Source organism: Pseudomonas sp. SST3 (assembly GCF_003325755.1).
In genome coordinates, this window is the sequence record NZ_QORI02000001.1 from 418628 (window position 1) to 436335 (window position 17708).

Annotated in this window: 18 protein-coding genes; 4 read left to right on the forward strand and 14 right to left on the reverse strand. The window is 63.1% G+C overall.

The genetic code is table 11. From position 1 onward, the window contains the following. Nucleotides 1–14 precede the first annotated feature (14 nt). The 10 genes from mdcH to DQ405_RS02095 form a co-directional block, all read right to left on the reverse strand. Nucleotides 15–950 carry a malonate decarboxylase subunit epsilon gene (mdcH, locus tag DQ405_RS02050; RefSeq protein ID WP_168422686.1) on the reverse strand — a complete coding sequence of 312 codons (936 nt, stop codon included), beginning with the start codon at nucleotides 948–950 and terminating at the stop codon, nucleotides 15–17. Beyond that, the gene (locus tag DQ405_RS02055) at nucleotides 947–1579 is read right to left on the reverse strand and encodes a malonate decarboxylase holo-ACP synthase (protein WP_168422687.1); all 633 of its coding nucleotides are present in this window, start codon (nucleotides 1577–1579) and stop codon (nucleotides 947–949) included. Before DQ405_RS02055 ends, mdcH begins: the two co-directional genes overlap by 4 nt. A 117-nt stretch (nucleotides 1580–1696) precedes the next feature. Beyond that, nucleotides 1697–2482, reverse strand: coding sequence for a biotin-independent malonate decarboxylase subunit gamma (mdcE, locus tag DQ405_RS02060; RefSeq protein ID WP_168422688.1), 786 nt, complete (start codon nucleotides 2480–2482; stop codon nucleotides 1697–1699). Continuing rightward, entirely contained in the window at nucleotides 2479–3345 is an 867-nt protein-coding gene (locus tag DQ405_RS02065; protein ID WP_168422689.1) for a biotin-independent malonate decarboxylase subunit beta, read from the reverse strand. The genes mdcE and DQ405_RS02065 overlap by 4 nt, the downstream gene beginning before the upstream one ends. Next, on the reverse strand, nucleotides 3338–3637 hold the full coding sequence (locus DQ405_RS02070) for a malonate decarboxylase subunit delta (RefSeq protein WP_003296879.1): 300 nt from the start codon (nucleotides 3635–3637) through the stop codon (nucleotides 3338–3340). Before DQ405_RS02070 ends, DQ405_RS02065 begins: the two co-directional genes overlap by 8 nt. Before the next feature lie 2 nt (nucleotides 3638–3639). Continuing rightward, complete coding sequence (locus tag DQ405_RS02075) at nucleotides 3640–4512, reverse strand: triphosphoribosyl-dephospho-CoA synthase (protein ID WP_168422690.1); 873 nt, start codon at nucleotides 4510–4512, stop codon at nucleotides 3640–3642. Next, on the reverse strand, nucleotides 4512–6179 hold the full coding sequence (gene mdcA / locus DQ405_RS02080; RefSeq protein ID WP_168422691.1) for a malonate decarboxylase subunit alpha: 1668 nt from the start codon (nucleotides 6177–6179) through the stop codon (nucleotides 4512–4514). The genes DQ405_RS02075 and mdcA overlap by 1 nt, the downstream gene beginning before the upstream one ends. 118 nt (nucleotides 6180–6297) lie before the next feature. Continuing rightward, entirely contained in the window at nucleotides 6298–6735 is a 438-nt protein-coding gene (locus DQ405_RS02085; protein WP_168422692.1) for a YqaA family protein, read from the reverse strand. 99 nt (nucleotides 6736–6834) lie between these two features. Next, nucleotides 6835–7077, reverse strand: a complete 243-nt coding sequence (locus tag DQ405_RS02090; protein WP_168422693.1) for a hypothetical protein — start codon at nucleotides 7075–7077, stop codon at nucleotides 6835–6837. A 131-nt stretch (nucleotides 7078–7208) separates the two neighbouring features. Further along, nucleotides 7209–7637, reverse strand: a complete 429-nt coding sequence (locus tag DQ405_RS02095) for a DNA methylase (protein ID WP_168422694.1) — start codon at nucleotides 7635–7637, stop codon at nucleotides 7209–7211. A gap of 370 nt (nucleotides 7638–8007) precedes the next feature. Here DQ405_RS02095 and DQ405_RS02100 point away from each other — a divergent pair, with 370 nt between their 5' ends. From DQ405_RS02100 to DQ405_RS02110, 3 genes are all read left to right on the forward strand, one after another. Beyond that, the gene (locus DQ405_RS02100; protein ID WP_168422695.1) at nucleotides 8008–8961 is read left to right on the forward strand and encodes a TAXI family TRAP transporter solute-binding subunit; all 954 of its coding nucleotides are present in this window, start codon (nucleotides 8008–8010) and stop codon (nucleotides 8959–8961) included. Nucleotides 8962–9134: 173 nt separating this feature from the next. Continuing rightward, nucleotides 9135–11168, forward strand: a complete 2034-nt coding sequence (locus DQ405_RS02105) for a TRAP transporter permease (RefSeq protein ID WP_168422696.1) — start codon at nucleotides 9135–9137, stop codon at nucleotides 11166–11168. Continuing rightward, nucleotides 11165–11566, forward strand: coding sequence for a DUF1850 domain-containing protein (locus DQ405_RS02110; protein WP_168422697.1), 402 nt, complete (start codon nucleotides 11165–11167; stop codon nucleotides 11564–11566). The genes DQ405_RS02105 and DQ405_RS02110 overlap by 4 nt, the downstream gene beginning before the upstream one ends. Before the next feature lie 119 nt (nucleotides 11567–11685). Here DQ405_RS02110 and DQ405_RS02115 read toward each other — a convergent pair whose 3' ends face one another. The 4 genes from DQ405_RS02115 to DQ405_RS02130 form a co-directional block, all read right to left on the reverse strand. Beyond that, nucleotides 11686–12870, reverse strand: coding sequence for a PepSY-associated TM helix domain-containing protein (locus DQ405_RS02115; protein ID WP_168422698.1), 1185 nt, complete (start codon nucleotides 12868–12870; stop codon nucleotides 11686–11688). A gap of 67 nt (nucleotides 12871–12937) precedes the next feature. Further along, complete coding sequence (locus tag DQ405_RS02120) at nucleotides 12938–15421, reverse strand: TonB-dependent siderophore receptor (protein WP_168422699.1); 2484 nt, start codon at nucleotides 15419–15421, stop codon at nucleotides 12938–12940. A gap of 103 nt (nucleotides 15422–15524) precedes the next feature. Then, complete coding sequence (locus tag DQ405_RS02125) at nucleotides 15525–16478, reverse strand: FecR domain-containing protein (RefSeq protein WP_168422700.1); 954 nt, start codon at nucleotides 16476–16478, stop codon at nucleotides 15525–15527. After that, the gene (locus DQ405_RS02130) at nucleotides 16475–16993 is read right to left on the reverse strand and encodes a sigma-70 family RNA polymerase sigma factor (protein WP_168422701.1); all 519 of its coding nucleotides are present in this window, start codon (nucleotides 16991–16993) and stop codon (nucleotides 16475–16477) included. Before DQ405_RS02130 ends, DQ405_RS02125 begins: the two co-directional genes overlap by 4 nt. 149 nt (nucleotides 16994–17142) lie before the next feature. Between DQ405_RS02130 and DQ405_RS02135 the strand changes: the two genes are divergently transcribed. Next, on the forward strand, nucleotides 17143–17667 hold the full coding sequence (locus tag DQ405_RS02135; RefSeq protein WP_168422702.1) for a DUF3617 domain-containing protein: 525 nt from the start codon (nucleotides 17143–17145) through the stop codon (nucleotides 17665–17667). Nucleotides 17668–17708: the final 41 nt, after the last annotated feature.

A 17708-nucleotide genomic window follows, 5' to 3' on the forward strand; every position in this document is an offset into this window, starting at 1 on the left:
GATTTGCACGCGATTTATCGGCTCTGGCTGCCCTCCTGACGCAGCAAGGCGTCCAGTGTGTCCAACCGGGCGCCCTCAAAGGCGATCAGCGTACCTTGTTCAAAAACCCGCCGCGCCAGCCCTGTCAGTACCGAGCCGGGGGGCATTTCGATATGCAAGCGCACGCCGCGCTCGTAGGCGGTGCGCAGGGTGCCGTGCCAGTCGACGACGCGACACATGTTGAAGGCGAGGTCGTCACGCAGCCGCTCAGGATCAGCGATGGGTCGGGCTGTGGTGCTGCTCAGATAGCGAATGCGAGGCGCGCGAAGCGGAATACTGGCGAAGGCTTCGGCTAGTTGGGCCGCGGGTGTTTGCAACAAGGCGTTGTGGGACGGCACGCTCACCGCGAGGCGCTTGGCGCACGACGCGCCCAATGCCTTCGCTCGTTGGGCGACAGCTGCCATGGCAGCGTCCGCGCCGGCGACAACGATCTGGTTGTCGGCATTGATATTTGCAAGATGCACCGGTGTGATTTCGTCATGCACCTCGGCCAACAGCCGCTCGACCGAGCCCAGATCCAATCCGATCACGGCAGTCATGCCGAAGCCTTCGGGGTAGGCGTTCTGCATCAGTTCGCCGCGCAGCGCGACCAGCCGGACGGCGTCGCGGTAGTCGAGCGAACCGGCAACCACGGCCGCGGCGTAGGCGCCGATGGACAGTCCTGCCACGTAGTCCGGCGACTCCCCTCCTCGCATCAACAATCGGGCACCGGCGACGCCTGCAATCAACAGGCAGAGCTGTACCGCGCGAGTCGACATCAGCGCCGCTTCGCTATCCAGCGCCAACGCATCCTCGTCCAGTACCTGTCCTGCCTGTTGCAAGCAGTCGAGCACCTCGGGCTCTTGCGGCAGGCGATGCAGCATGCCGGGCTTCTGCGCACCCTGACCGGGAAACGCGAACAGGCTGCTCATGCCGCCAGCTCTGCCTGATCCAGGGGATTACCCCAAGGATTACCGACCAGCCGCGCACCACTGGAACATTTCAGCAGTACGCGGCTCGCATCGCCTGCCCATTCGCGCAGCGCGACGGCGCCGGACGGCGTTTCCAGCTGCATGTCGACCCGGCACTGCCTGCCGTCTAGCAATTGTTGCAGCGCCCGCGCTTCGCGACGCGGGAGTGCGGTCGGGCTGCGCAGCAGCAGATCGAGATCGCTATTGGCATGGGCGACCGCTAGCCCGGTGGCGAGTTGATAGGCCACCGAACCGGTCACGCCCCAGCTGCGCCCCAGGTCATCGAGAATGGGCTTGATCGCCGCCAGCGCCTTTAAAGCCGGAAGCTCGCTGGGCGGCAGCGCCTCGATCAAGTGCTCGGGGCTCACGCAACGCAGCACGCTACTCACGTCCATGATCGAGGCGTAGCGCTGATCGCGGCTGGCGCCACGCACGCCCACCGCGACCTGACCGCTCATCACCACGGCCCGACGAACCACCACCGGTTGGCCGGCGGTGAGCACTTGTCGCGTCCACTCCGGTGCATCAGCGGGGAGCTGCGCTGGGGTCATGCCCCAGAGCAGGTCATGGGGGCGTGGAGTCTCGTGCATCTACAGCCTCCTCATGGGCAGGTCGTTGATGGCCCGCGCGGGTTTGGTTGCCGGGCCGCCAGTGGCGGCGGTTCGCGACCAAGGTCGCTCCTACGATGGCTTGCCGTACGCTTTTGCTCACCACTGTGTGCGCAGCATCTCGCGGACTCGTGACGACGCCTCGCGATTCGGCGCGCCGAGGCGGCCGCGCAGATCGGTGCTGCTGCCGATATCCTCGACCGCCTTTCTCAGGCAATCGCGAACTCGTTGCAGGTCGTCCGCCGCGGGCTGTTCGATGTTCGCCACCGACAGGGTTCCCCAGAGCAGGCCGAGGGTGGCGTAGTTGTCGATGTCGTAAGCCATTGGCGGCACGGACTCGGCCAGGGCTTCGAGCTCCTCGACGCTGCGCAGGGTGATGCGGGCGGCGGCGGCCTTACCCATGGCGTGCACCATCACACCCGGATCGCGCAGGGCGATGATCCGCTGGGCCTGGTAGCCGTGAGCGAGAAAGGCGCCGGACATGGCCTTGCCCACCAGCAGCGCGATCACCGGATGCCCGGCCAGCCGCGCACGGGCATAGCTGTCCACCGCGCCGGCCAGCGCCTGGTGAATCCCTAAGGCTTCTTCGCGGCGGCCGTAGGCCTGACTCGGCACGTCGACCACGGCGACCAACACGCGCTTGTCGCCGTGGTCGCGGTCGGCTTCGATGACTTCATCGACGGCCTTGCCCAGACCCCAGCCTTCGAGCAGGCCGACTTCGCCATTGCGCGCGCGCGGGAAGGGATTCTCGGCGTCCGGCACCACGGCGATATAGCGGGCGGCGCGCTCACCGAGCGTGCCGTCGACCACCTTCACCGAGGCCGGATAGCCCGCCAGTGCCTGGCCACCGGCCAGGGCTTGCAACCAGTTCAGTCCACGGCTCATTGAGCATCTCCTTCATAGAGGGCACGCACGGCGGCGGCATCAAGCTGCGTGCGGGTGTCGACATCGGCCAAGCGTTGCAGAAACCAGGCATAGCGGCGGCTGCGCGGCTGCAGCGGCTTGCCGAGGGCGAACAGTTCGTGCAGTTGCGCGCGGATGGCGTCGGTGTCATCGGCCACGTAGGCATCCACCAGACCCGAGGCGTAGCGTTGCTCGCCACCGGTCAGGCTCCAGATGAACGGGCGGTCACGCGAGTCGTATTCGTCCAGCCCGGCTTCCTGTTCGATGACTTGCGGGCCGTTGAGGCCGATGCGCGCCTCGCGGGTGGCGACCAGGTAGCTGCACAAGCCGGCAGCGATGGACATGCCGCCAAAGCAACCGACTGAGCCTGCGACCACACCGATCACCGGCTGGTATTCACGCAGCTCGACGATGGCCGCCTGAATTTCGGCGATGGCGGCCAGGCCCAGGTTGGCCTCCTGCAGACGTACACCGCCGGTTTCCAGCAGCAGCACGGCGCGAGTCGGAATGCCATTGCGGTTGTCTTCGATGGCTAGCTCCAGGGCGCCGGCGATCTTGGCGCCGCCGACTTCGCCCATGCTGCCGCCCTGGAAGGCGCCTTCGATAGCGGCGATCACCGCCGGCTGGCCGTTGATGGTTCCTTTCGCGACCACCACGCCGTCGTCGGCCTGGGTGACGATGCCCTGCTTCGGCAGCCAGGGCGAGGTGACGCGATCGAACGGATCGAGCAATTCGCGGAAGCTGCCCTCATCCAGCAGCGCGCGGGCGCGCTGGCGGGCGCCGAGTTCGACGAAGCTGCGCGACTGAAGTAAACGGGCCACGTTGTTAGCAGACGAATCAGTCATGGCCGACTTCCTCCAGTCCCTGCTCCAGACGCAGACGCACTACGCCGGGGGTGGCCCCAAAATCGTGAATGTCGATATTCAAGGCTGGCGGTGTCTGCTCGCGGAACATCCGCTCGAACAGCTGCTGCCAGCGCTGCTCGGCGCCGTTTACCGAGGTGACCACCTGGATCGCCAGCTTGCCGGCCTGCCCGGGCTCGAGCAGCACTTCAAGATCGCCCGAGCCGACCACTCCGACCAGGGCCTTGCCGCGGGCGGGTTGCCCAGCGGCGAATTCGAAAGACAGGGTTTCCATGATCAATTGCTCCCAATCGAGGCCGGCGCAGCAGGCGTCAGGCGGTCGAGGAAAAGGGTGGCGGCCAAGAGATCGGCGGCGCCGCCCGGCGAGGCGTTGAGGGCGAGCATGTCGCGATCCAGCTCACGCAGCTGACGGCGACCGGCGAGGCTGGCGGCGCCGCCAGCGTCGAGCACGGCGCGGGCACCGGCCTGCATGCGGGTCAGTCCCTGGAGCCCGGCACGGTGCAGCACGCAGGTGTCGGTCAGCCCATTCATGATCGCCAGCAGCGCATCGAGCCGGGCGTTCTGCTCGCCTACCCCGTCGCGCCGGCTGGCCAGCAGTTGTGGCAGGCCCTGCTCGATAACCGCCGGAAAGCCGTGCTGCGCCTGTTCGCGGGCGCCGAGCACACCGTAGGTGCGACAGACGCGAGCGCCATGGCTATCGGAGTTAGCCGACGCGAGAGGATCGCTCAACCGGGCCAGTGCCGCCGCGGTATCAGCGATACGTCGAGCATCGGATGTGGTTTCGAGCACCGCCGCCGCAGTGAGCAGCCCTAGCGCCCAAATCGCGCCGCGATGCGTATTCACGCCGCTGGTGACGCGGAGCATTTCGGCTTCGCCGTCCCGGCCGAGTTGCCCAAGGCTTTCGCGCAATGGCTGGCCGACCTCACCAATTGTTTGCGCCGCTTCAGCCATTGCCTTGAAGGCCGGCCACAGCGCATTGGCAGAAGCGTGCATCAGGCCCAGGTGCAGGTCGCTGTGGGCACCGCTGCCGCGCCGGTCTACCAGACCCGGCTTGGGTGATAGGTCGGCTTCATCAATCAGCGCTTGTACCGCCAGGTCCGCCAGCCGCTCGGCAAGCGAGGGCTGTTGTCTCGCAATCAGTGCGCTCATTACCAGCTCCTGAATTTCGCAGGCGGGTTGTAGAGCCCACCAGACCACTCGACCAGCTCGGCGATGCTCTTGGCTGCGAGTAGTTCGCGGCTGGCGTCGTTGCGACGAATGCCAAGGTCCTCCGGCAGCGCGATCAGCCCTTCGCGACGCATGCGCTCGGTATCTTTCGGGTTATGGCGCAAGCCGATGCTGGTGACGCCCGCCACCGCGGCGATCATGGCCTGACGCTCTTCCAGCGAACGCGCCTTGTACAGGTAGGCGATGCCTTCCTCGGTGAGCAGGTGGGTAACGTCGTCGCCATAGATCATGATCGGCGCCAGCGGCATGCCGCTCTTCTTCGCCACGTCCACCGCATCGAGCTGCTCGACGAAGGTGGGTTTGCCGCCTTCCTGGAACGTCTCGACCATCTGCACCACCAGCTTCTTGCCGCGCTCGAGCATGGTCACCGGGGCTTCGCCGCCGGGCATGGCCATGTCCAACCAGGCAGGGGTCGGATGGCGGCGACCACGCGGGTCGTGGCCCATATTCGGCGCACCGCCGAAACCGGCCAGACGACCCCGGGTCACGGTGGAGGAATGACCATCGCCATCGACCTGCAGCGTGGCGCCGATGAACAGGTCCACCGCGTACTGCCCGGCCAGCTGGCACATCATGCGGTTCGAACGCATCGAGCCGTCGCGGCCGGTGAAGAACACGTCCGGGCGCTGGGCGATGTAGTTCTCCATACCCAGTTCGGTGCCGAAGCAGTGCACGCTCTCGACCCAGCCGGTCTCGATCGCCGGGATTAGCGTCGGGTGCGGGTTGAGCGTCCAGTTGCGGCAGATCTTGCCTTTCAGACCGAGGGATTCGCCGTAGGTCGGCAGAATCAGCTCGATGGCAGCGGTGTTGAAGCCGATGCCATGATTGAGCGACTGGACGTTGTGTTTCTCGTAGATGCCGCGGATCGCCATCATCGCCATTAACACGTGCACCGGCTTGATGTGGCGCGGGTCGCGGGTGAACAGCGGCTCGATATAGAACGGCTTGTCGGCCACCACCACGAAATCGACCCAGCTGGCGGGGATGTCCACACGCGGCAGCTCGTCGACAATTTCGTTGACCTGGAAGATGACGATGCCGTCGGAGAAGGCGGTGGGCTCAACCAGCGCCGGAGTATCTTCAGTGCTGGGGCCAGTGTAGATGTTGCCGTGACGGTCGGCCTGAAAGCCGGCCACCAGCGCGACATTGGGGATCAGGTCTACCAGCAGGCGCGAATACAGTTCGATATAGGTATGAATGGCACCGACTTCCAGCAGGCCGTCTTCGAGCAGCTGGCTGATGCGCAGGCTCTGCGGGCCGGCGAAGGAGAAGTCGAGCTTGCGGGCGATCTGCCGTTCGAACAGATCCAGGTGCTCGGCGCGGCTGACGCTCGGCATGATCATGTGCAGGTCATGCAGCTTGCCGGGATCGACCTGAGCCAGGGATCGCGAGAGAAAGTCCGCCTGCTTCTGGTTGTTGCCTTCGAGTACCACCCGATCACCCGGCGCGATCAGCGCTTCGAGCGCCGCGACAATCTTGTCGCTCGGCAGGACCACGCCGTCCGCAAGACTGCGCACCTGGTCGAGACGCCGGGCTTTTTCAGCGCGACGACGCGACCACTGCGGCGGTGGGGATATTGTTGTTGTCATGCTGACTCCACAGGTTTCCGCTTTGTGGAGCGCACAGTAGAGAGATGACCGAACGGTCATCAATCAAGCGCAGAGACGCTTCGTTACGCTGAGGTTAACGATTCAGCAGAACCGGGCGCTACAGCCACCCGAGGGTAACGCTGGCAAGCAGCAGATAGCGGCCGCCCTTGGCCAGGGTCACCAGCAGCAAAAAGCTCCAAAGGGGTTCTCGCAGGGTGCCCGCGATGACGGTCAGCGGGTCGCCGATGATCGGCACCCAGCTCAGCAGCAGCGACCAACGCCCGTAGCGGTGGTAGCTGCGCTGCGCCTTTTCCAGTTGCCGCTCGCTGGCCGGAAACCAGCGTTTATGACGCAGCCGCTCGATGGAACGGCCGAGCAGCCAGTTGACCAGCGAGCCCAGCACGTTGCCGAGCGTGGCGACCCACAGCAAGGTCACCGGAGAGAGGCTACCGCCAAGTAGCAACCCGACCAGCGCTGCTTCCGATTGCGCCGGTACCAGTGTGGCGGCGGCAAAAGCCGCGGCGAACAGGCCGAAATAAGCGGTCAGATCGGCCATGGTTTCTGCAGGCTTAATAAATGAACGGCACTGAGCGCCAGAACGCGGCCAAGACCGCTGGCGCAACTCGGAATTCTGGCGAACCGTATGGTCCTGATGTCAGCGCCCCGGCTGTGGGCGAAAGCCCGGCACCGCAGCGGGGCGATCCATTCGGCCTGCCGGTTGCGTGCAGTTGAGGTCGCGAAACGGCTGGCCGTTGAGCAGTTCCCAACCGTGTCCAGGTGGGGTCTGCCGGCAAATGACGGTGCCGTCAGCCTTGCTCTGCCACTGGTAATAGGGTGCAGGGCCCGCAGCTGCCAATAGCGGTAGGGAGAGACTGAAGGCAAGAAGAAGGAAACGCATGGTCGGGCTTCGGCAGTGGGCTGGGGCCACTTTAGCCGGATCGTCGTGTGGCGCAAGCACCGTCCGACAATAGTCGGCTAAAGCCTGTAGCCAAGTGCGACGTTAGCCTTGCTGGCGGGCGGACGACCGGCTCAGTACCAGACCTTCGCCGCCTCGCGCATGAAGATTTCTACCGTCTTCGGCCCGACGCCTTCGAACTCGGCCAACCGCTTTTCCAGCTCTTTGCGGCTTTCGCTCTGCGCATGGATGTTGCCGAGCTTGCCGTCGTATTCGCTGCTGAGCTTGTTGCACAGTTTCAGCAGGCGCTCGGCTGTCGATTCGTCATAGCGTACGTAATGCGCCTCGCCGAGCATGTCCACCAGTTCCTGCCAACTGCAGTTGCAGAGTTTGCGCGGCGTGTCGCGCTGATGCTTGTCGACGATGACCCGATAGGCCTCGGCAGCAATGTCCTGCTGGATGCGCTTGCCGAACAGGAAGCTGGCGATAAACCACTTGAAAAGCTCGTCCCCGCCCTTCTCGATGTCGATACCCAGATCTTTCGCGCTGATTTCACTTGCCATGGTGCACCTCGCTGAATGCTCTCCACTTATGCGACGCCGCGGTGCACGCCGGGTTTCGCGCGGGAAAAACGCGCAATAAGCGGAAATCCGCCGACCGCCACGTGACGATCGGCAGTTTTCTGCCCATGCGCGATTCGAAAGCCAGCTGGAATCGCGTACTAGGGCCATGAGTAGTGATGGCACGGCTCGTGCTATGCCAGTATTGCCCGATGCGATCAAAGACAAGAAAAGCCGCACAGCGCCCTCCTGCTTTCACTGCGAAAGCCTACCCGTGCCTCCGTCTTTTCTTGTCCGCTTGCAGCTCTACGGCTGCGACTGATCGTCTATCTTCAGTTCTGCGAAACCAATAACAACGAAACGGAGAAACACAATGAGATTGACCAAACGATTCAGCCTGCTTGCTGCCGCAGCGGCCTTTACCGCCAGCACCGCCGCGGTTGCCGCGCCGACCTTCATCAATGTTCTGACGGGCGGCACCAGCGGCGTGTACTACCCGATCGGTGTGGCGATCTCCCAGCTGTACAGCAAAGGCATCGAGGGCTCGAAAACATCCGTGCAGGCAACCAAGGCCTCGGTCGAAAACCTCAATCTGCTTCAGGCCGGTCGCGGTGAGCTGGGCTTCGCCCTCGGTGATTCGGTGGCCGATGGCTGGAACGGTGTAGAAGACGCCGGTTTCAAAGCCCCGCTGAAGAAGCTGCGCGCCATCGGCGGCAGCTACCCGAACTACATCCAGATCGTCGCCAGCAAGGAATCCGGCATCAAGACGCTGGCCGACCTGAAAGGCAAATCGCTCTCCGTTGGCGCACCTAAATCCGGTACCGAGCTCAACGCGCGCGCCATTCTCAAGGCGGCCGGCCTGAGCTATGAAGACATGGGCAAGGTCGAATATCTACCGTTCGCCGAGTCGGTCGAGCTGATCAAGAACCGCCAGCTCGACGCCACGCTGCAGTCCGCCGGCCTGGGCATGGCGGCCATCCGCGACTTGGCCTCGACCATGGAGCTGAACTACGTCGAGATTCCGGAAGATGTCGTCGCCAAGATCAACAACGACGCCTATCAGGCCGCGAAGATCCCGGCAGGCACCTATGACGGCCAGGAAGCGGACGTCCCAACCGTCGCCATCACCAACATCCTCGTGACCCACGAAGGTGTCTCCGACGACGTCGCGTACCAGATGACCAAGCTGCTGTTCGAAAACCTCGACCAGCTGAGCAAAGCCCATTCGGCTGCGAAGGACATCAAGCTGGAAACGGCCACCAAGGCGCTGCCGATCCCGTTGCATCCGGGTGCCGAGCGTTACTACAAAGAAGCCGGCGCGCTCTGAGTACACTCGGAGCGGCACCCGCCGCTCCGACTCCCGGCTCGCGAGCGCACCCGCGTTCGCGGCTGGAATTCCCCGACCAACCTTCTGCAGAGATGCTAGTAAAACCAGCGTGTTTCCACGGCAGGTTTTGTTAGCAGCTCTACGCGACCACGCTTTTCAGCTCGAGGCACTTCATGAGCGAACTACAACAAGAACAGGGCTTGGCTGGCAGCCCTGCCGGATGGCCCAAGACACTGTTCTATGTCGCCCTGCTGTTTTCCATCTATCAGATCGTCATGGCGGCGTTTCACCCGGTATCGAGCCAGGTTCTACGTGCCGGGCATGTCGGTTTCCTGTTGATGGTGGTGTACCTGAGCATTCCCGCCGCCGGCAAGGGTCGCCCCTGGCAGCCCCTGGCATGGGTGCTGGCGCTAGCCGGCATGGGCACGGCGTTTTATCAGTGGTACTTCGAGGGCGATCTGATCCAGCGTTCGGGTGATCTGACGACCTTCGACTTCATCGTCGGGGTGACGCTGATCGTCCTGGTCTTCGAAGCCGCCCGGCGGGTGATGGGCGTCGCATTGCCGATCATCTGCGGACTGTTTCTCGCCTATGGCCTGCTCGGACAGTATCTGCCGGGCGACCTGGCGCATCGTGGCTATGGCCTGGATCAGCTGATCAACCAGCTCGCCTTTGGCACCGAAGGTCTGTATGGCACGCCGACCTACGTATCGGCCACTTACATCTTCCTGTTTATCCTGTTCGGCGCCTTCCTCGAGCAGGCGGGCATGATCAAACTCTTCACTGACTTCGCCATGGGCCTGTTCGGCCACAAACTCGGCGGCCCCGCCAAGGTTTCGGTGGTGTCCTCGGCCTTGATGGGCACCATCACTGGCTCGGGCGTAGCCAACGTGGTGACAACCGGCCAATTCACCATTCCGCTGATGAAACGCTTTGGCTACCGCGCGGCATTTGCCGGAGGGGTCGAGGCGACGTCCAGCATGGGTAGCCAGATGATGCCGCCGGTGATGGGCGCCGTGGCCTTCATCATGGCCGAGACGATCAATGTGCCCTTCGTGGAGGTGGCCAAGGCCGCACTGATTCCGGCGTTGCTGTACTTCGGCTCGACGTTCTGGATGGTCCACCTGGAAGCCAAGCGCGCTGACCTCAAAGGCCTGCCGAAAGAGCAGTGCCCAAGCGCCTGGGCAGCCGTGAAGGAGCGCTGGTTCCTGCTGATTCCCTTGGTAGTGCTGGTCTGGCTGCTGTTCTCCGGACGCACGCCGATGTTTGCCGGCATCATCGGTCTGGCGCTGACCGCCATCGTTATCCTGGGCTCGGCAATCATTCTGAAGGTGTCCTCGTTTGGCTTGAGAATCGCCTTCTGGATTGCCCTGGGGCTGCTCTGCGCGGCGTTTTTCCAGCTGGGCATCGGCGTCATCTTCGGGGTCATCGGCGTACTCGTGGCGGCCTGCTGGTTCGTCAAAGGCGGCCGCGAAACCTTGGTGATCTGCCTGCATGCGCTGGTCGAAGGCGCCCGCCATGCCGTACCCGTGGGTATTGCCTGTGCGCTGGTCGGCGTGATCATCGGTGTGGTGTCGCTGACTGGCGTGGCGTCGACCTTTGCCGGCTACATCCTGGCGGTGGGCGAGGACAACCTGTTCCTGTCCCTGCTGCTGACGATGCTGACCTGCCTGGTACTCGGCATGGGTATCCCGACGATCCCCAACTACATCATCACCAGCTCGATCGCTGCGCCTGCATTGCTTGACCTCGGCGTGCCGCTGATCGTTTCGCACATGTTCGTCTTCTACTTCGGCATCCTCGCCGATCTCACACCACCGGTGGCGCTGGCCTGCTTCGCCGCTGCGCCCATTGCCAAGGAGACTGGGCTGAAGATCAGCATGTGGGCCATACGGATCGCAATCGCCGGATTCGTGGTGCCCTTCATGGCGGTCTACAACCCAGCGCTGATGCTGCAGGGCGACAGCCTGTGGATGACGGCATACATGCTGATCAAGGCAGCCTTCGCGATCGGTCTATGGGGTATCGCTTCGATCGGCTACCTCCAGCGGCCGCTGGCCTGGTGGGAACGCCTGCTCGGCTTTGCAGCCGGCGCGACATTGATTGTGGCCATGCCGATCACCGATGAAATCGGCTTCGGTATCGGCATTCTGCTGCTGGCCCAACACATCGTGCGGGCACGCCGCGCAGGGCCGGTACTGGCGTGATCGGATTGTGTCTGGGTTTGGCCGGGGTGGTATGGGCGCAGGTGCCTACTACTGATTTCACCCTGGCCTGGACCCACACAATCGAGAAGATCCGCTGGGAGGAAGATTACCGCGTGATGCCGGACGGACTGCTGCTCGGCGAAGCGCGGGTCAAGGGTTCAGGTGCCGGGATGGAAATCCCGGATGATGCCCAACTGCGTAACGGGGCCTGGCACTACCAGCGCCAGATGCCGCCGTTACAACCGCTGCGCGTGGGGCGAACCCCCGAAGCAGGGGATTACCAACTGTGCTTTGACCAGCGTTGCCACGCGATGAGCGAATGGCTCGGCCCACCAAAAGCGGACCAGCCCGCGCTGGAGCTTTGGAGTTGCGCCGCGCCCGCGGACGGCTCCTCCTGATTCGGCACCTTCGCAGCCCTGTCTCCATAGCTAGGCGGCGTAGGGGCTGCGACGGCCGCTGGTGGATCGGTGAAGCGTGATCCACCCTACTTAGGCGACGCCGGTCAGGCGTGTGTCGATCAACTCGTTTCCACCAACGTACCCCGCCGCACGAGCGTCGAGCGCCGTGCTCGCAATTTGCGCCACCAGATCACCACGCCGGTCACCGACAGCACCGCAATCGCCACGCCTAACACGGCAATCAGGATACGCCCCGGCAGGCCGAGGATTCGGCCGCCATGGATTGCAGGCTGCAACATGTGGAACTGCTCGCCTAGCGTGCCCTGCCCCGGGATCTCCTGGCCCAGTAACTGCGTGCCGTCGCTGCCATGGAAGAACAGCCAGGCGTTGCCCTGGTTGCTGTCGTGGTCACCGAAGCCAGCGCCGTAGAAGTTGTATTCGAAGCTGTAGTACAGCTCGCCGATGGGCTCACTCAGCCCCAGGTCCGCGGCGTGCTGCATGGCGTAGTCGTAAGCCTGGTGGAAATCGTACCGGGTCACGCCGAGTTCTTCCTTGGGCAGCTTGCCTCTGGCCTCGTAGACGCTCGGAGCAACGGGTGAAAGTAACGAAACCACTGGCTTGAACACCTGTTCAGGCAGGTTCATCGCGATGCTGCTGACCGCCACCGGGGTTAGCAATAACCACAGCCAGAGTCCGCTGGCACGATGCACGTCATGGTTGAGTCGCTGTCGCTTGATCTTCCAGGCCGTCCACCATTTGCTGAAGAATGGCCGCCCGCGCGGGAAGGTCAACAGCAGCGAGATGAAGCAATCCAGGGTCCAGAAGATCGCGACGATACCCATCAGCCAAAGCCCCCAATTTCTGGGCAGCGACAGGTTGTAGTGGAATTCGAGCATGAACGGCACGAAGTTCTGCCGCGAAAAACAGCACTCGCCCCAGTAGCGCGTGCCGACCGGCTCGCCGGTGACCACGTCGAGGTAGTGCACCACCGGCCGCTCGTCATAGGGTTTTCCGGTTTCAGGGTCGTTGCGCGGCACCAGTGCCATCAGCGCGGCATGGCCCGGCTCGTCGGGAAATTCCATGTACCAGACCTGCATGCGCGGATTGGCCTGCTGCAGCCGCTCCACCAACGTGCCCGGCGCCAGCACGGGCCCTTGGCTGGTGGTGTGGTAGAACTCCGGGTTCAGCCACTCGTCCAGCTCGTGATGAAAGGCGAGGATGCTGCCGGTAATACCGGCGAGGAACAGGAACAGCGCGGTGGCCAGGCCAATGTAGCGGTGCAGAAGAACGAGGATCGGGCGCATCGTCGGTTACCGTTTTTTAAAATGCAAAAAGCCGCCGATCCATAGCGATCGGCGGCAGCGTCACGGATCAGAAGTCGTAGGTCAGGGTCGCCATGACGTTGCGCTCCTCGCCGTAGTAGCACTGGCTCAGGCTGTTGCATGCGGCCACGTACTCCTCATCGGTGAGGTTGTTGAGATTCAGACGCACGCCGACGCCCTGCAAGCCCATACGCGCCATGTCGTAGCCGAGCATGGCGTCATACAGCGTGTACGACGGTATGCGCAGTGTGTTCTCCGCATCGGCCCAGCTCCTGCCGAAATAGCGCGCGCCACCGCCGACCTGCAGCCCTGCCAGAGGGCCCTGATCGAAGGTGTAATCGGTCCACAACGAGGCCATGTTGCGCGCGACTGCGTTGGGCGTATTGCCACGATTGTTCACGCCTGCGGCGCCGGTGAAGTCCTTGGAATACTCCACGTCCATGTAGGTGTAACTGGCAATGACGTTGACCTGTTCGAGCGGCCGCAGACGGGCTTCCATTTCCACGCCTTTGGACGTGAGCTCGCCCACTGCGCGGTAGAAATTTTCGTTGGAATCCTTGTTCGCCAGGTTCGACTGTTTCAGATCGAAGTAGGAAATGGTGTAGAGATCGTCGGTGCCGAGCGGCTGGTACTTCAGCCCTACCTCGTACTGTTCGCCCTCGGTCGGGTCCAGCAGGGCAATGTCGTAGACCCCTGGCGATACCTCGTTATAGGCCGCGGTGGCGTTCGGATTGAAGGACTCCGAGTAACTGACGTAGGGAGACAGGCCGTTATCGAAGGCATAGAGCACACCGACCCGGCCGGTGAACTGCTCCAGCTTGGCGCTATCGGCCTGGTCACCATAGGACGCATCGTTCGTATGGTCGAAGGAGACATCCACCCAATCCTGGCGCATGCCCAACGAGAAGCGCCAGTTGCCCAGACTGATCAGATCCTGCACATAGAGGCCGGTCTGCTCCAGCTCACGGGTCTCGTCGTACTGGTGATGGAACGTCGGGCTACCTGCCCCGACTGCACCGGTGTAGGGGTTGATCGCAGGCAGCCCATAACCCGCGTCGTAGTCGACCTTGGCCTTGCGCCGCTGGTAGTCGAGACCAGTTACCAGCGTGTGGCTGAGGGCACCGGTATCGAAGAGAAACTGCAACTGGTTGTCGATGGTCCACGCGTGCAGCGCCTCGTCGGCACCGGTGTAGTAGCGCACCAGCTCGTCGGCCGTGGCGTAGCCGTATTGGTAGGCCTGCCCGGATTTCACGGTGGAGTCGAGGTACTGGAAGTTCTGCCGGGCGGACACGGTATCGTTGAAGCGGTGTTCCAGCTGGTAGCCGAGCATCTGCTGGTCTCGTTCGAACTTCTCGTAGTTATCGTCGCCTTCGAAGAAGCTGCGCGAGATGCGCTGACCGTTATGCGAGGTCACCGTGCCGTCAGCCGGCAGGCCGCCGTGGTAGCCGCTTTCGGGATCTTTCTGCAGCATCGCCAGCAAGGTCAGGCGAGTGTCCGCGGTGAAGTCGATGCTCACCGACGGCATCACCGCGTAGCGCTGCTCCTCGATACCATCGACCTGGTTATTGGCATCCTTGACCACGCCCGCAAGGCGATAGGCGATCCGCTCATCCTCCAGCGGGCCGGTGAAATCGAACGCGGCCTGCTCGTAGTCGTGGCTGCCATAGGAGAACTGCAGCTGGCGGCGGGTTTCGTGCTGCGGTTTCTTGGTGGTCATCGCCACCAGGCCGCCGGGCAGGCTGCGTCCATAGAGTACCGATGACGGCCCCTTGAGGATGTCGATACGCTCGACGAAATAGGGGTCGACCTGCAGGCTGCTGTAGGTACCGCTATCGCCCAGGAGCTTCTGGCCGTCGAGGTAGAGGTTATCCACCGATCCGTCGGTAATGCCGCGCATGGCGACATAGTCATAACGCGTCGTCGCACCGTAAGGCGCGCTCATCAAGCCAGGCGTGTAGCGGACCGCCTGAGCGATGGAGCGTGAGCCTTGATCCTCGATCTGCTGGCGCGTTACCACCGAAACGGTCTGAGAGGTCTCTGCCAGCGGCATGCTGGTCTTGGTCGCCACGCTGCTATGGGTAGCGCTGTAGCCCTCCATCTCGCCCAGCGCATTGCCCAGGGCAAAGCCCTCGACCACCATCGGCTTCAATTCCACAGTGCCGGTTTGCTCCGGGCGCGGTGCTAACGAGTAGGTGCCGCGCGCGTCGCGCGCCGCCTGCAGTCCGCTGTCCTGTAACAGCGTTTCGAAGCCTTCCTCAATGCCGTATTGACCTTGCAGGCCGCTCGATTGACGCCCCTCGAGCAGGCTGCCATCAACCGACAACATAACCCCCGCCTCGCCGGCAAAGCGGCTAAGCGCACTGGACAGCGGACCCGCCGGAATATCGTAACCACGCACAGCCTGCTGACTGGCGGACTGCGCCAAGGCCACCGGCGGCGTAGCAAGCGTGACAAGGGGCAGACAGAACATAGCGGCGCGAATGGCATGGGCGAGCGTACTGGAACGGCGGAGCGGAAGAGCATTGAGATGCATGAGTCATCCTTTTTGCGCGGCAAAATCGTGATCGTTGCCGTTATGCCCGCCGACATTGCCAAAAAGGGAACTGCAGATAAGAACTTTTTACATTCGTGTTTAATCAGGCGGTCGTCTGCAATGGCTCGAGGCTCACCCACCAGGGAAGCCGACGATTGATACGCAGCGACAGCGTGCTCGCCAGCGCTTCCAATACCCGCTCGGTATCCGCCAATGGATAGGCGCCCACTACACGCAGACCCGCCACTCGCGGATCGCAACCGAGATAGCCCTGGCGATAGCGCGCCAACTCCGCGACAAAATCGTCGAGGCGCAGGTTATCGGCCAGCAGCACGCCGCCGGCCCAGGCTTGCCGACCCGATTGGACAGGTTGTCCGGGCTCGATGCGATGACTGTCGAAGGCAATCTGTTGCCCCCGCGTGACGGTACCTGAACTGCCACGCTCGGCCAGCTGGATCTCGATGGTCCCGTCGAACACGCTGAGCTGAGTGCTACCGTCACGCTGCAGCACCGAGAATCTCGCGGCATCACGCGCCAGCAGGATGCCCTCGGCGGTACGCAGCATCAGCGGACGTCGATCGGCAACCGTCTGCAGTAACAGCTCACCGCGGAACAGCGAGACCTTGCGAGTCCGGTCTTCAAAGGCGATGTCCACGGCGCTATCGGTGTTCAACCACAGCCGTGAGCCGTCATCCAGACGCCAATCGCGCACCTCACCAACAGCCGTGCGCTGGTCCGCCGTCCAGCTTCGCCACGGCATTGCACCCGCGGCCAGCGCCAGCGCGCCTCCACCGCAGAGGATCGACAGGGTCTTCAGTGCCTGCCGGCGATTCGCCTGCCTGGGTTGCAACAGGGCCGTAGCCGCTGGGCTGAACCGATCACCGGCCAAGGGTTCGAGCCGTCCGCTGATATGCTCGACCCGTTGCCAGGCGCGGGCATGCTCGGGTGCCGCCAGCCAGGCACGCCAGGCTTCTCGGTCAGCCTCGCTGGCCGATTCGGATTGCAGCACCGCGAACCACCGGGCCGCAGCCTGCAGCACCTGATAGTCGAGGCTCATGCCTCGTCCTCGGCCAGCATCAGGCAGTGCAGCATGGCCTGCGCCATGTATTTTTTTACCATCCGCTCGGACACCCCGAGCTCGACGGCGATGGCTGCGTAGGTCATCCCGTGCAGCTGTGACAGCAGAAATGCACGACGCACCTTGATCGGCAGGCGCGCCAGCATCGCATCGACCTGCACCAGCGTTTCGACGACTAGCGCTTGCGATTCTGGCGACGGCATCACGGCTTCGGGCTGCAGCATGAGCGCATCCAGATAGGCCTGCTCGATCCGCTTGCGGCGCCAGTGATTGATCAGCAGCCCCCTGGCGATGGTATGCAGGTAGGCGCGGGGTTCGCGAATGGCGTCCAGCCGATGGTCCTTGGTCAATACGCGGACAAAGGTGTCCTGCGCCAGGTCGGCGGCCTTCTGGCTACAACCGAGCTGGCGACGCAACCAGCCGTTCAGCCAGCTCTGATGATCCACATAGAGTCGATGCACCAGCTGCTGCCGGACCATACCCTGGGTCGCCATGGACGTTGTCCTTCACCGTAGAGAACGTAATGCTAACGCTTCTCAACAACACAATCCATTCCCAGCGACGACGGTGTTTATCGGTCTCATTCGGCCTTTTGCCCGGCCTCGGCTAGGCTCATCTCAAGACAGTTTTTCGGAGGCTGCACATGAAACACATCGCAAGGCTGAGTGCCGCCGTCCTGCTGCTAGCTGTATCGGCGGTCCAGGCGGAAGAAATGCTGCCTGGGCTATGGGAGTTTTCCAGCGACGACATCGAGGTGAACGGCATGCAAATGCCGGGCGTCGCGGAGATGGTCGAACAGATGAAGAGCCTCCCGCCCGAGCAGAAAAAGATGATGGAGGAAATGCTCGCGGCACAGGGTGTCGAGCTGGGTGCCAGCGGGATGCGTATCTGCCTTAGCGAGGCGCAGGTGAAATCACGAAAACTGCCGTTTCAGGACGAGCCCGGATGCAGCCAGAAAATAATCGAAAAGTCCGATAACCGTTGGTCGTTCACGTTCCAATGTCCTGATGCCAAGGGCCAGGGCGAGACTCGGCTGATCAGCGAGCGCGAGGTGGCTAGCGTGATCGAAAGCGAATACCAGGTCGGCACGCAGCAGGGCAGCAGTCGCATGCAGTCTCACGGCAAATGGTTGAGCGAGGATTGCGGGTCGCTCAGACCAAGGAGCTAGCGCAACGTTTCACGTGGAACGCCCGAAAATACTGGCCCAGC